Consider the following 13776-nt stretch of genomic DNA (forward strand, 5'->3'; position numbering starts at 1 on the left):
GATATTTAAAGTGTTTGTTTTTAGTGTTCTGACTTTAATAATTAGTCTTAAAATTTGTAATTCAGGCTTAATCTGAAATTTCTACCGGGTTCACTTTGCCAGTAAACATAGGTACCATAATCTGCACCCGAGTATAAGTATTCGTTTAAAAGATTATTTAGGTTAAGAGATACGCGGAAGTTGTCGTTTTCCCAGCTTAATGCACCATCCATTCGAAAATAGTCTGGTAGATCTGTCTGGCCATCGGCTCCCCATACCCAAGAAGAGCGATCTACTAAATACTGGTAGCCCAGTGATATTCCAACTCCTTTTAAATTTTGTGTTTGAAATGTATAATCTAACCATCCATTAGTAACATGTTTAGAAAAGCCGGCAATTGGGTTTCCGTCAGCATCTTCTACATTGGTATAGGCGTAATTAAGAATAAGGTTTAAGCCTTTGGTAATTTCGCCACGGGTATCAAATTCGAAACCACGCGAAGTAATATCGGTATCTACCTGTATAGAATAGTTAGCATCCTCTGGATCTGTAACCAAAAATTTATCTTTATGGATATCAAAATAAGTAGCGGTAGCATTCCAATTACCATCGAAAAATTCAAATTTTAATCCACCTTCGATATCTTCAGCAGTTACAGGATCAAATGGCTCACCGATTCTATTAGTTCCCTGTTCTGGTAAGAAAGTCTGGTCGTACATTCCGTAGACAATTAAATTATCTAAGATTGAATAGGAAACCGCAACACGTGGCGTAAATACTTTATCATCTGAAGGTACACCGTAAGCACTGCTTTCAAATTCGGTATATCTTCCTTCCTGCCAGGGTAAGGCGAAGATCATCATCTAAAAATCCTAATTGATCCTGAATGTAATAGGAAAGATAATTAGAAGTGATAATTCCGCTAGCACGTTGCTGAAGCGCTGTACTTCTATCGAATTCTGGTAAAATAGCAGCAGGTTGAGGATCGTAGATATTAAAAGGATTATCTTCTGTATCTATATTTACGGCTTGTGCCCAATCTGCGATATAATTTTTATTTCCGTAGTCTAAACCACCTAAAATCGTGTGGGAAACATCGCCAGTTAATTCTTTACCATTAATAAATACTTGTCCTAGTTTTTGCTCTTCTTTAGCGTCCCAGATACTGATACTTCGTAATAGATCACCATTTTCTTTAACTCCAAATGCGCTGTCTAACCAAAGGCTAGAACCTTCGTGCTCATGATTAATGTAACTAAGCTGCGCGGTTAAATTCCAATTCTGATTTAACTGATGTTTAAAATTTATAAATCCATAATGCTCTTTCATTACAGCCGGGCCAAGTCTTGGATCTGATAATGTGAAATCGCGATCTACATCGGCATACTCATTTGGAGCAAAAACGTACGCAGAACCTATAAGTTTGGTTTTGTAGTATTGATAAGTATACTGAGCAGTTACCGATGTTTTATCGTTGAAATTGTATTTAATACTTGGTGCTATTGTATAACGGTTTTCTGGCTCGTAATCTCTATGAGATTCTTTAGTTGAAGCTGCACCTACAAATCGATACTGTAGTTTTTTATCTTCAGATAAATTTCCTTCGATATCTGCGGTAGCACGTAGCGTATTGTAACTACCGGTAAGAATACCAATTTCACCGCCGGTATTTTCGGTTGGTTTTTTAGTAACCACATTATAAAGTCCGCCAGGTTCACCGCTAGAAAGCATAAACGCAGATGGTCCTTTAACCACTTCAATTCGATCTACCAAAGCAAGATCCTCGGCCATTGGACCCCATGTAGAAAGAACATTCATTCCGTTTCGAAAAGGCGGAATTCTAAAGCCGCGCATATTGATTCTGGCAAAATTTCCCCAGTGTTCTATCATTTGTGCTCCACTTACATTTCGTGTAACATTTTCCATGATAGAAATAGCGGCCTGATCTTTTAAAACATCGTTGGTAATGATCTGGATATTTTGTGGGATATTAATGATTTCTTCATTTAATTTAAGAGAAGGTGAGACTTTACGGGTGCTGTATGAAGTTTCTTTTTCTCCTGAAATCAAAACATCAGACAGTGAATTGATCTCTTTTTGAAGTTTAATCTCAATATTTTGGTTGGATTGAATATTGATCTTCAGTTCTTTTTTGATAAATCCGATTTCAGAAATTACAATCGTGTATTCTCCTTTTTTGATATTATCTAGTTTAAAAGAACCATCCTGATTGGTATAGGTGCCGTAGGTTGAGTTTTTTAAATATACATTGGCATTGCTAATGGGATTTTCTTGTTCATCAAAAACAAATCCGCTAAGTTCTACATTGGCGTTTTGCGCATAACCGACGTAGAATCTACTTAGTATAAGAAGAAGTAAAAGTAGCGTTCTCTTCATTTTGTTTTTATTTAGATTTATTGTAAATAATAAAACAAATGTATAAAAGTAGAATGAAGAATCACAAAAGAATGGATCATTATTTTTAATGATTCTAGATAGTGTTTGTGCAAATGAAAATTCTATGGAAGTAAATTATTGAGTTATAGTATTTTGATATGCGATAAAATGGAATAAAATTTTTAAGCAATTGAAGTTTTTGGGATTAAGTCTGAAACAAAAAAAGCGATCAGGTTACCTGATCGCTTTCTTTCAAATTTTTCCTTAAGGATATTAGACTTTTTGAGCCTTTTCTTTATTTTCTTTATAATGGAATAGGTTTTGTTCTTTGATCATATTTGTGGTTTTTTCCGGTAGCATATCTTCCCAACCTTCTTTACCATCAGTGATCATTTGTAATACTTCTCTAGAATAAATATCCAGAATTTCAGGATTGTAATTCTCAATATCTTCTACACGACCATTGTATTTAAAGAATTTATACAATTCTTTCATACGTGGGTGAACCATTAAGTTTTCACTAGTGGTAATTTCACCGGTTTCAGAATCCTTAAGTGGATATAAGTAAACTTTAAGATCTTTGAAGAACAACTTACCAAAAGCCTCAAGAATACCACCGCTTAAATGGCGATAGTATTTTTCATCAAAAACGTCTACCAGGTTATTAACTCCCATGGCAAGACCCATTCTCATTTTAGAATATTTACTAAAATATTCTACCACTTTATAATATTCCTGGAAGTTAGAAATCATTACCGTTTGTCCTAAAGAACAAAGCAGTTTTGCACGATCCATAAAGTCTTTTTCATTGATCTCACCTTCAGCTCTTAAGTTAGAAAGTGTAATCTCAAAAATTACTTCTGTATCTTCTTCAGAAACTCGATTTTCACTAAAGAATAATTCTCGAGACTTCTCGAACATATCCATATTCACTTTTGTAACTGGTCTAAAACTACCACGAAGTGCAAGGATATTTTTCTTGTAAAGAATTTTTGCAGGCAGAACGTTATTTCCGTCTGGACTAAACATTACCGCATCGGTCATTCCATTTTTAACCAGCTGTAAACTCATTAGTCGATTATCAACACGGTCAAATCTTGGCCCAGAAAAGTTTATGGTATCGATCTCTATTTGATCTTTATCAATATGATCGTATAAATATCGAAGTAATTTTTTAGGATTATCATATTTATAGTAAGCACCATAAATAAGATTTACTCCTAAAATTCCCAAAGTATTCTGTTGGTGACGGGCATCGTTTTCCTTAAAACGAATATGAAGACTAATTTCATTATAATCTTCCTCTGGACTTACCTGATAGCGAATTCCTACCCAACCGTGACCTTTATATTTTTTTGCAAAATCTATAGTAGCAACTGTGTTGGCATAGCTAAAGAAAAGTTTATTAGGGTGCTTTTCTCTGGAAATCCTTTCTTCAATCAATTTAATTTCATGAGAAAGCATTTTTTTAAGTCGGGCTTCTGTAACGTATCTTCTGTCATCTTCAACACCGTAGATAGCATCACTAAAGTCTTTATCGTAAGCACTCATTGCCTTCGCAATCGTACCAGAAGCACCGCCAGCTCTAAAAAAATTTCTTACAGTTTCCTGTCCTGCGCCAATTTCAGAAAAGGTACCATAAATATTTTCATTTAGATTGATGCGGAGTGCTTTACTCTTTATCGAAGGAACATTCTCAAATTCCTTGTCGCCCATTATGGTGATTGGCATATTTTTCCTTTTAGATGAATTTCCTTTTTTACGCAGCCAAAGGTACTAAAACAGTAAAGTAAACAAAAAATAATACCTAACTTTGTAACAAATATAACATTCTTGAAAGTTACATTTTTAGGCACAGGAACATCGCAAGGAATCCCCATTATAGGTAGTAATCACCCGGTTTGCTTAAGTGAAAACCCCAAAGATAAACGTCTTAGGGTATCGGTTATGGTAGAGTGGGATGGGCTAAATATTTTAATCGATTGTGGCCCCGACTTTAGGATGCAAATGCTTGCAAACAATTTTTCTAGGCTGGATGCCATACTTTTTACCCACGAGCATAACGATCATGTAGCAGGTTTAGATGATATTAGACCCTTTTTTTTTAGACAGGGAGACATCCCAATTTATGCGCACCAACGTGTTTTAAATTCTTTAAAAAAACGTTTTGATTATATTTTTGTTACTGAAAATAAATATCCAGGTGCGCCTGGAGTAAAAGAGCATATTGTTACTGATAATGACTTCGAAATTGAAGGAAAGATAATTACTCCGGTAAGTTATATGCACAATAGGTTGCAGGTTTACGGTTACCGAATGGGTGACTTTGCCTATTTAACGGATATAAAATCTATTTCTGAAAAAGAAGCCGAAAAACTAAAGAATCTTGAAGTTGTAGTGGTAAGTGCGCTGCGAATAGAACCACATCATTCACACTTTAATCTTGCTGAAGCATTAGCGTTTATTGAGAAAATTCAACCAAAAAAAACCTATTTAACGCATATTAGTCATTTGCTGGGATTTCATGAAGAGGTAGAACAATCTTTACCTGAAAATGTTCATTTAGCTTATGATAATTTGAAAATTACTATCGATGAAAAATAAGATCCTACTATATTTATTCATTTTCGCTGCATTGTTTGCCATTTTTATTTATGTAAATGACAAAAAAATTCTAGACGATCAAACTCAGAGGATCGTGAGTTTACAAAAACATTTAGATGAATTTGAGGCTGAAGAAGAAAATACGAAGACGACAGGGTCTGAAGATTTTTATGATTTTAGCTTAAAAAGAAACGAACCTGCGATTACTTATTTTGAAAACAACGGATTTGAAGCAGCTGAAATTGAACGTAAAGTTCAGGATGTTTTAATCGACATGAATAAAAGCAGTGAGGACAATAAAATGGTTCCTTTTGAAGGGATGAGCGGGCCAATGCGCATCAATAAAGTAAAGCTGCTAAATCACAAATGGCTTATCGCAAACTTCACCGATGGCGAACATTGGGGAGAAATTTTATTGAAGTATTACATCAACGAGGATGAAAGCGTAGAGTTTGAAGCTTTAAATTCATTTTTATATCCTACGGAATAATTTTATTATATTTCCATAATTATTCCTGATAAACTATAATTATGAGAAAAATAGTTCTAATTATTTCTATTTTATTATTTAATGTCGTGTGCCTAGGTCAAATAAGTTTTGAGGAAGCTTATTATATTACAAATCAAGGAGAGAGAATAAGTGGTTATATAGAATTTACAAATAAGAGCAATAATCCCGAAAATTTCAAATTTAAACCTTCAAAATCATCTAGTGAACAGATTTTGAGTATTGATGATGTTTCTGAAGTAGTTATTAGAAATAGGGCAAAGTACATAAGAGCGATTGTGCCTGTAAATATTTCTTCTATACAAGTTAACAATCTCGTGGCGGATCGTAGACCAAATTTGGTTGAAAAAAAGATCTTTCTTTACTCCTTAGTAGAAGGAAGAGTTAGCTTGTTTCAATATTTAAATGAAGGTATTCGTAATTATTATATTAAAGAAGGTTCAGATAGAGATTTCGAGCTTCTTATCTATAAAAAATTTCGAAACTCGAATAATTCTGTAGGAGAAAATAAGCGATATCAGCAACAATTATTGGACCGTTTTTCGGGTAATTGTATAGATCCAACTTCAATTACAAAATTACAGTATCGTCAAAGTCCATTTGTAAAAATTATCACAGCGTATAATAACTGCAATAAAAATCCAGAAGAAATTTCAGAATCATCTGGTGAAACCAGAAAATCCTTCCAATTAAATATAAGACCGAGAGTTAATTACAACTCGGTTTCTGTAAGCAACAATGATTATAATGCTTACGATGTAGAGCTAGATGAAAAAGTAGGTTTTGGTCTAGGTTTAGAAGCAGAATTCATACTTCCTTTTTTTCAGAATAAATGGAGTTTAGTGTTAGAACCCACTTTTTATCAGAAATATGAGCCTAATATGGAATTACTACATTAGACCGGACACTAAGTTGAGAGAATATTTTTGCTAGTTATTACCTTAGCAATTATGAGAAGAAAATCTAAACATTACACCTTAGAATTTAAACAAAAAGCAGTCGAGTTAAGTTATGCTAAAGGCAATGTAAAACAAGTATGTGAAGACTTGGATATATTTCCATCTGTACTTTACCGTTGGCGTAGAGAGTTAAAAGATTACGGTAACAACAGTTTCCCTGGCCGTGGTAATCCTAAAATGACCGATGAAGAAAAAGAGATAGCCCGATTAAAAAAGGCATTAAAAGAAGCCGAGTTAGAACGAGACATCTTAAAAAAGGCCATCAGCATCTTCTCCGCGAGCGACAAGAAAAATACAGGTTTATAAAACAACACCTTATGAGATTTCCTGTCGAGACGATGTGTAAAATATTGAAAGTAAGCAAAAGTGGCTATTACCATTGGTTACAATCGGGACCAAGTAAATTATGGTTAGAAAATCAAAAGGTAACTGGGCTTATTAAATCTATATTTAAAGATAGCTTTCAAAGCTATGGTTCACCTAGAATAAAAACAGAACTAGAGACATTAGGCTATAAAATATCAAAGCCTAGAGTTGCACGTATTATGAGTGCTAATTATTTGTTTGCAAAACGAAAACGTAAGTTTAAAGCAACCACATATAGTCAACATAATTACCCCATAGCTCCTAATTTATTAAACCAAAACTTTGAAGTAAGCCGACAGGATCAAGTTTGGGTAAGCGATATAACCTATATCAAAACCAAACAGGGCTGGTTATACCTTACTGTCATTATTGATTTGTTTAACCGCAAAGTTGTTGGATGGGCTCTAAGCGATAATCTAAGTACAGAAGACACTATTATTAAGGCTTGGCATATGGCTATAAAGAAAACTACTTTAACCCAGTCTTTAATTTTTCATTCCGACCGAGGTATACAATATGCCAGCCATAAGTTTACCTCATTAATTAAAAGTTACAATGGCTTAGTAAACCAATCTATGAGCAGAAAAGGTAATTGCTGGGATAATGCCATTGCTGAATCGTTCTTTAAATCATTAAAGGTAGAATGGGTTTATAGGCACAATTATAAGTTGAGATCTGAAGCGGAGTTATCCATCTTTGGATGGATAGAAACTTGGTATAATAATAGAAGAAGACATTCCTTTTTAGGAAATAGAACTATAAGAGAATTTGAATTAGACATGTATAACCTTAAACTAGCAGCGTAGTCATTCAACTATTTGTCCAGTTTTTTGTTGCAAGTCCAATACTACCAGATCTACTTACGGATCTGAAAATGGACCATTACTGATTGATTTAGAATATCAATCTTTTGAGTTACCGATTGGCATTCGTCATTACTTTTACTTGAATGATAATTCCAGCATATTTTTAACAGGAGCAACAATTATTGATATGGCTTCGGGAGAGTTTACTTATAGGAATTATGCAAATGAAGTTGTAAATTCTGATGAATTAGATTCGCAAATTAATTTTTCTCTTGGAGTTGGATATAGATATAATAAATTTCAGGCAGAAATTAAATATTTTACTAACCGTGATTTAATGAGAAGTCGATTATCTTTTGATGCAAATTATAAAAATTTATCATTCATTTTAGGTTATACTTTGTTTTAAAACTGCAAAATTAAAGTAACAAATCTTTATCTGATTCGTCTTCAAAGAAAGACATCGATCATGAAAAGATTATCATCAGTTATTTTAGTTCCGTTATTATTTATTTTTCAGTCTGTTTTTGCCCAAAATCAGCAAATTTCAGCAGAATTGGATTCTATTTGGAAAACCGATCAGGGGATAAGAATCGAACTCATCCAACTTCAGCAGCAGGGAAAAACGAATACTTCAGAATTTAAGGAGCTTATTAGTGAAATGAAAACTCAGGATTCGATCAATCAAAAAAAAGTGATTGAAATCTTACAAAATGGATGGCCAGAAAACCTGAATTTGCAGCAAAATCAAACCATATTTTTAGTAATTCAGCATGCCGATGTAGATACGCAAAAAAAGTATCTACCTATTATCGAATCTGCGGTTAAAAATGGTAAAACCTTAGCTTCTAATCTGGCTTTGCTTAAAGATCGAATAGCTTTAAGGGAAGGAGGGAAGCAAATTTATGGTAGCCAAGTGTGGTATGATGCAAAAACCGGTAAAAACTATGTTCGGCCTATTGAAAATCCTGAAAAAGTGGATAGTTTACGAGCAGAAGTCGGTCTTCCAGATATGAAAACTTACCTTCAACAGGCTTTTCAGATGAATTGGAGCCTGGAGAAATATTATAAGGATCTTCCAAAGTTGCAAGAATTACCTCCGAAGAAATAATTAAAAAAATTCAACCTAAAAAATAAGCTCAGATTTTAACGAATCTGAGCTTATTCAATTTAACAGATAAATATATTAGTTCACCAAAGCATAAGACTGCTTGGCAATCTCTAATTCTTCGTTGGTAGGCACAATTAAAATTTGTTTCTCTGCATCAGGGGAATTTATTGGACGAATCGTTTTTCCACGAACATCATTTTTGCGATGATCCAGGTGAAGCCCTAAATATTCCATATCCTCTAAAGCTATTTTTCTAATCACGCTACTGTTTTCGCCAATTCCGGCGGTAAAAATAACAGCATCTACACCATTCATGGCTGCGATATATGAGCCAATATATTTTTTGATCTTATAACCATTGATGTACAGTGCAAGTCTGCAATTTTCGTCACCTTCAGCAGATCGTTCTTCGATATCACGCATATCGCTATAGCCGGTAAGGCCTAACATTCCACTTTCTTTAAGTAAAATATTATTAACTTCTTCAGCAGTATAACCAAGTTTATCGATTAGATAAAAGATAACCGATTGGTCGATGTCGCCGGCACGAGTTCCCATTATTAATCCGTTTGCAGGTCCCATTCCTAAAGAGTGATCGATGGCTTTTCCGTTTTTAATAGCGGTAATACTACAACCGTTACCAAGGTGAACGCTAATGATCTTTTCTGAAGGAAGTCCTTTTTCGGTTAAATATTCGATTGCTTTTTCAGAAACATATTTATGGCTGGTTCCATGAAATCCATAGGCTCTAACATCATTATCCTCTAAAAATTTCTTCGGGATTGCATATTGATAAGCTTTTTGAGGCATAGTTTGAAAATAAGCAGTATCGAAAACAACCACTTGTTTTGCTTCAGGAAAAACACTTTCAGCAACCTCGATTCCTCTTAAATTGTGAGGATTGTGCAAGGGAGCTAAAGGAAAAAGATTTCTAATTTTTGCTTTTACATCTTCGGTAACTTCAACGGTTTTAGAAAAACTTTTTCCGCCGTGAACCACACGATGTCCCACAACCTGAATATGTTTTTCATCCTCAACAACACCTACTTCTTTATCCATTAAAAACTGAGTGATCTGTTTTAATCCAGTTTCGTGATTAGGGATATTTATTTCTTTAGTGAGTTTAGTTTCGCCAGCTTTGTAGTGAAGCAAAGAACCCTCTAGACCAATACGCTCTACGAGTCCGCTTGCTGCCACCGTTTCTTCTGGCATTTTTATAAGTTGGTATTTTATGGAAGAACTCCCTGAGTTGATTACTAAAATATTCATATTAAATTCCTTGTGCCTGGATCGCGGTTATTATTACGGTGTTAAATACGTCGTCTACGGTGCAGCCTCTACTAAGATCGTTTACAGGTTTGTTAAGCCCCTGTAGCATTGGGCCAATAGCCAAAGCTCCAGTTTCACGTTGTACAGCCTTGTAGGTGTTATTCCCGGTGTTAAGATCTGGGAAAATAAGTACACTGGCCTGTCCTGCAACTTCAGAATCTGGTAGTTTACTTTTTCCTACCGTAGCATCTACTGCAGCGTCGTACTGAATAGGACCTTCAATCTTAAGATCTGGGCGTTTACTTCTTACAATTTCTGTAGCTTCACGAACGCGATCTACATCTTCACCTTTTCCAGAAGTTCCCGAAGAGTAAGACAGCATCGCAATTTTTGGTTCGATACCAAAGGCTTTACTACTTTCTGCGGAAGAAATAGCGATTTCAGCAAGCTCTGCAGCATTAGGATTTGGATTAATTGCACAATCACCAAATACTGAAACGCGATCTTCTAAACACATAAAGAATACTGAAGAAACTACAGATACACCTGGTTTTGTTTTGATAAACTGAAGGGCCGGTCTAATGGTATGCTGAGTGGTATGTGCAGCTCCTGAAACCATCCCATCGGCATCACCTTTATGGATCATCATGGTTCCAAAATAAGATACATCTGCCATCATATCACGAGCCATATCCATATTTACATTCTTATGTTTTCTAAGCTCGTAGAAGGTTTCAGAATAGTCTTCATATTTATCGGAATGTACAGGATCGATCACGCTAACTTTACTTAGATCGATATTTAAACCAAGATCTGCGATCTTATTCTTAATCTTATCGATATTTCCAAGAAGCGTGATGTCTACAATGTCCAGAGCGATTAAACGCATAGTCGCAATAAGAATTCGCTCGTCTGTTCCCTCGGGAAGTACAATGCGTTTTCTAGATTGCTGCGCACGCTTATAAAGGCTATACTGGAACATTTTTGGCGTAAGCGCTTTTGGCTGAAAATTGAATAGTTTTTCGGTAAGGCTGTCAAGATTCAGGTATTTATCAGACACCGCCAGGGATGTCATAATTTTTTGCTTACTGTCCTTATAAATTTGAGATTTTATGCTTCCAATCTGGTTGGTTACATTAAAGGTTCCTCCTTTTACTGAAACAATAGGAACAATTTGAGAAAGTCCTTCGATAAGCTTTAAAATACTGTCTTCAGGAATTAAACCACCAGTAAGAATAATTCCTGAAATTGGAGGATAATTAGCCGAAATATGTGCTTGTAACGCACCAAGAATAATATCTGCACGATCTCCCGGAGTAATTACAAGGCTATTTTCTTTAAGCTTGGTGATATAATTTCTAAGCTGCATGGCACCAACGCCAAAGCTACCGGTTTGATTATTTAGATGGGTTTCACCAAAAAGAACTCTACCATCTAACTCTTCCACAATTTCTTTAATCGTTGGATGTAAAAGAGTATTAATCATAGGAACGATAGAAACTTCGACCTCTTTAGGGAAAAATTTGTCCAGATCTACCTTGATCTTTTCTATATTTTCTTCCTGAATTTTATTGGCAACAACGCCAATAACTTTTACGTCACGATTATTGAAAGAACTATATGCAAAGTTTAGTGCATCAACAAGTTCTTGCTGACTTTTACCTTTTCCGCTGGAAATAATGATTGTTGGTAATCCAAGGTTTTTTGCAACCGTTACGTTGGTGTCGAACTCAAATACATTTCCCTTCACAGAAAAATCGGTTCCTTCAACCAAAACAAAATTAAACTGTTCTTCCAGATCCTTATATTTCTGAATAATAACATCGATAATTTCGCCAGCTTTGCCTTCGTTTCTTTTATCGACTAACTCTTTACGGGTAACTCCGTATGCTTTTTCATAAGGAATTTCGATATCAAAATGGGAAAGAATAGTTTCAATGTGATTGTCTTTTTGACCTTCGGGGAAATCGTCGATGATGGGTCTAAAATATCCTACTTTATCGGTTTTTCCCAAAAGTGTTTGCATTAGCCCCAGGGAGATTAAAGACTTTCCGCTATCTTCCTCCATGGTAGCAATGTAGATACCTTTATTCATAGTGCTTATTTTTTCTCACTAAGTGAGATTTTGATGCTAATTCCCTGTTTAGTGGGGATATTTAACAATTAAATTAGTTTCAAAACACTCCTATTTTATTAGAAGTGATACAAATTTACCAGTAATTTGAAGCATGAAACCTAATAAATGTCATATTATAAAGTTAAAATAACTTTAAAGTAGCTTGTAATTAAAAACAAATCTCTCCTATATTTGAGGTTAAAATGAGTCCTACCATATAAAATGCTATTTAACACCATTGATTTTGCAATTTTTCTACCAATAGTTTTTTGCATTTATTGGTTTTTGGCTAAAAATCTCAAAGTTCAAAACTTATTCATTACTGTAGCAAGCTATGTTTTTTATGGATGCTGGGATTGGCGATTTCTCATATTGATTTTCATAAGCAGCACTGTTGATTTTAAAATTGCTTACGAAATTGAAAATACAACTAACCGGAATAGACGTAAATATTTATTGTTTACCAGTGTGCTATTAAATCTTGGACTTTTAGCTTATTTTAAATATTTTAATTTCTTCATAAGCAGCTTTACTGAGGTTTTTACATTTTTTGGTCACTCAGTTAATAGTCACTCATTAAATATTATTTTACCTGTAGGAATTAGTTTTTATACGTTTCAAACTTTAAGCTACACTATAGATGTATACCGAAAACAACTTAAAGCGACTAATCGGTTTATACCTTTTTTAGCATTTGTAAGTTTTTTTCCTCAACTGGTTGCAGGTCCTATTGAAAGAGCTACAAGTCTCTTACCACAGTTTTTGAAATCTAGAAAATTTGATAAGGATAAAGCCATTCAGGGGATCAATCTTATAGTTTGGGGATTTTTTAAAAAATTGGTTATAGCAGACAATTGTGCAAATTATGTTGATCAGATTTTTGAAAGATACGATCAAATGAATTCTTTCTCATTACTATTAGGTGGAGTATATTTTTCCTTTCAAATATATTGTGATTTCAGTGGTTATTCAGATATCGCAATTGGTTTAGGACGGTTGTTTGGATTCAATTTGATGAGAAACTTTAATTATCCTTATTTTTCTAGAAACATTGGTGAGTTTTGGAGAAGATGGCATATTTCGTTATCAACCTGGTTTAGAGATTACTTGTATATACCTTTAGGAGGTAGTAGAATTTCAAAATTTGTTAGCCTTCGAAACATTTTTATAATTTTTTTAGTAAGTGGAATTTGGCACGGCGCTAATTGGACTTTTGTAATTTGGGGTCTTTTACACGCTTTTTGTTTTGTTCCTTCATTTTTGCTAAATAAAAATAGAAAGTATTTAGACAATATCTCTACAAAGTTTTATTTACCTGGTCTAACAGATTTTTTAGCAATCTTTAAAACTAATATCATCGTAATATTTGGATGGATAATATTTAGGTCGAAAACATTGCATGAAGCTGCATTGTATCTGAAAAGGATGTTTAACCCTGAAAATATTGAATTTCAATTACAATATTTATCTATCGAAAGATACGCACCTGAATTATTAATTCTTATTTTTCTATTCGTGATTTTGGAATGGTTTAACCGAAAAAATGAACATCCAATTCATGGACGGTTTAAAACTCTAAAATTATCATTTATAATAGTAGGAATAGTTTTATTTGGTGTGTTTAGTGATAGTAGTGAGTTTATATATTTTCAATTTTAGCT

The 13776-nt window shown here is 34.1% G+C and carries 12 protein-coding genes; 7 read left to right on the forward strand and 5 right to left on the reverse strand.

The genetic code is table 11. From position 1 onward, the window contains the following. Window positions 1–47 precede the first annotated feature (47 nt). From INR75_RS13415 to INR75_RS13425, 3 genes are all read right to left on the reverse strand, one after another. Entirely contained in the window at window positions 48–842 is a 795-nt protein-coding gene (locus INR75_RS13415; protein WP_223089169.1) for a TonB-dependent siderophore receptor, read from the reverse strand. Beyond that, window positions 793–2376: a TonB-dependent receptor gene (locus tag INR75_RS13420; RefSeq protein ID WP_223089170.1), complete on the reverse strand. Its 1584-nt coding sequence runs from the start codon at window positions 2374–2376 to the stop codon at window positions 793–795. Before INR75_RS13420 ends, INR75_RS13415 begins: the two co-directional genes overlap by 50 nt. Window positions 2377–2649: 273 nt before the next feature. Next, the gene (locus INR75_RS13425; RefSeq protein ID WP_223089171.1) at window positions 2650–4107 is read right to left on the reverse strand and encodes a TonB-dependent receptor; all 1458 of its coding nucleotides are present in this window, start codon (window positions 4105–4107) and stop codon (window positions 2650–2652) included. A gap of 102 nt (window positions 4108–4209) precedes the next feature. On the opposite strand from INR75_RS13425, the gene INR75_RS13430 reads away from it, so the two are divergent. From INR75_RS13430 to INR75_RS13455, 6 genes are all read left to right on the forward strand, one after another. Then, window positions 4210–4980 (forward strand): MBL fold metallo-hydrolase, encoded by a 771-nt coding sequence (locus INR75_RS13430; protein WP_223089172.1) that lies wholly within the window; start codon window positions 4210–4212, stop codon window positions 4978–4980. After that, on the forward strand, window positions 4970–5470 hold the full coding sequence (locus INR75_RS13435) for a hypothetical protein (protein ID WP_255584542.1): 501 nt from the start codon (window positions 4970–4972) through the stop codon (window positions 5468–5470). The genes INR75_RS13430 and INR75_RS13435 overlap by 11 nt, the downstream gene beginning before the upstream one ends. A 41-nt stretch (window positions 5471–5511) precedes the next feature. Beyond that, window positions 5512–6387, forward strand: coding sequence for a hypothetical protein (locus INR75_RS13440; protein ID WP_223089173.1), 876 nt, complete (start codon window positions 5512–5514; stop codon window positions 6385–6387). Window positions 6388–6414: 27 nt separating this feature from the next. Further along, window positions 6415–7619 (forward strand): IS3 family transposase gene (locus INR75_RS13445; RefSeq protein ID WP_086026153.1). Its coding sequence is split into 2 segments (ribosomal slippage): window positions 6415–6694 and window positions 6694–7619, totalling 1206 coding nucleotides; the frame shifts between segments, so codons are not numbered across the junction. A gap of 139 nt (window positions 7620–7758) precedes the next feature. Then, entirely contained in the window at window positions 7759–8028 is a 270-nt protein-coding gene (locus tag INR75_RS13450) for a hypothetical protein (RefSeq protein WP_223089174.1), read from the forward strand. 60 nt (window positions 8029–8088) lie between these two features. Continuing rightward, window positions 8089–8730 (forward strand): DUF6624 domain-containing protein, encoded by a 642-nt coding sequence (locus INR75_RS13455; protein WP_223089175.1) that lies wholly within the window; start codon window positions 8089–8091, stop codon window positions 8728–8730. Between the two features lie 75 nt (window positions 8731–8805). On the opposite strand, the gene INR75_RS13460 is transcribed toward INR75_RS13455, so the two are convergent. Further along, window positions 8806–9999 (reverse strand): acetate/propionate family kinase, encoded by a 1194-nt coding sequence (locus tag INR75_RS13460; RefSeq protein WP_223089176.1) that lies wholly within the window; start codon window positions 9997–9999, stop codon window positions 8806–8808. 1 nt (window position 10000) lies between these two features. Continuing rightward, window positions 10001–12094, reverse strand: coding sequence for a phosphate acetyltransferase (gene pta, locus INR75_RS13465; RefSeq protein WP_223089177.1), 2094 nt, complete (start codon window positions 12092–12094; stop codon window positions 10001–10003). A gap of 243 nt (window positions 12095–12337) precedes the next feature. On the opposite strand from pta, the gene INR75_RS13470 reads away from it, so the two are divergent. After that, window positions 12338–13774, forward strand: a complete 1437-nt coding sequence (locus tag INR75_RS13470; RefSeq protein ID WP_223089178.1) for an MBOAT family protein — start codon at window positions 12338–12340, stop codon at window positions 13772–13774. Window positions 13775–13776: the final 2 nt, after the last annotated feature.

It is taken from the genome of Zunongwangia sp. SCSIO 43204 (assembly GCF_019904275.1).
In the GTDB taxonomy this organism is placed as follows: Bacteria; Bacteroidota; Bacteroidia; order Flavobacteriales; family Flavobacteriaceae; genus Zunongwangia; species Zunongwangia mangrovi.

Bases quoted from the DNA above. Each gene is read 5' to 3' on its own strand.
- INR75_RS13415 (WP_223089169.1), bottom strand. From the start codon at position 842: ATGATGATCTTCGCCTTACCCTGGCAGGAAGGAAGATATACCGAATTT.
- INR75_RS13420 (WP_223089170.1), bottom strand. From the start codon at position 2,376: ATGAAGAGAACGCTACTTTTACTTCTTCTTATACTAAGTAGATTCTAC.
- INR75_RS13425 (WP_223089171.1), bottom strand. From the start codon at position 4,107: ATGCCAATCACCATAATGGGCGACAAGGAATTTGAGAATGTTCCTTCG.
- INR75_RS13435 (WP_255584542.1), top strand. From the start codon at position 4,970: ATGAAAAATAAGATCCTACTATATTTATTCATTTTCGCTGCATTGTTT.
- INR75_RS13440 (WP_223089173.1), top strand. From the start codon at position 5,512: ATGAGAAAAATAGTTCTAATTATTTCTATTTTATTATTTAATGTCGTG.
- INR75_RS13455 (WP_223089175.1), top strand. From the start codon at position 8,089: ATGAAAAGATTATCATCAGTTATTTTAGTTCCGTTATTATTTATTTTT.
- INR75_RS13460 (WP_223089176.1), bottom strand. From the start codon at position 9,999: ATGAATATTTTAGTAATCAACTCAGGGAGTTCTTCCATAAAATACCAA.
- pta (WP_223089177.1), bottom strand. From the start codon at position 12,094: ATGAATAAAGGTATCTACATTGCTACCATGGAGGAAGATAGCGGAAAG.
- INR75_RS13470 (WP_223089178.1), top strand. From the start codon at position 12,338: ATGCTATTTAACACCATTGATTTTGCAATTTTTCTACCAATAGTTTTT.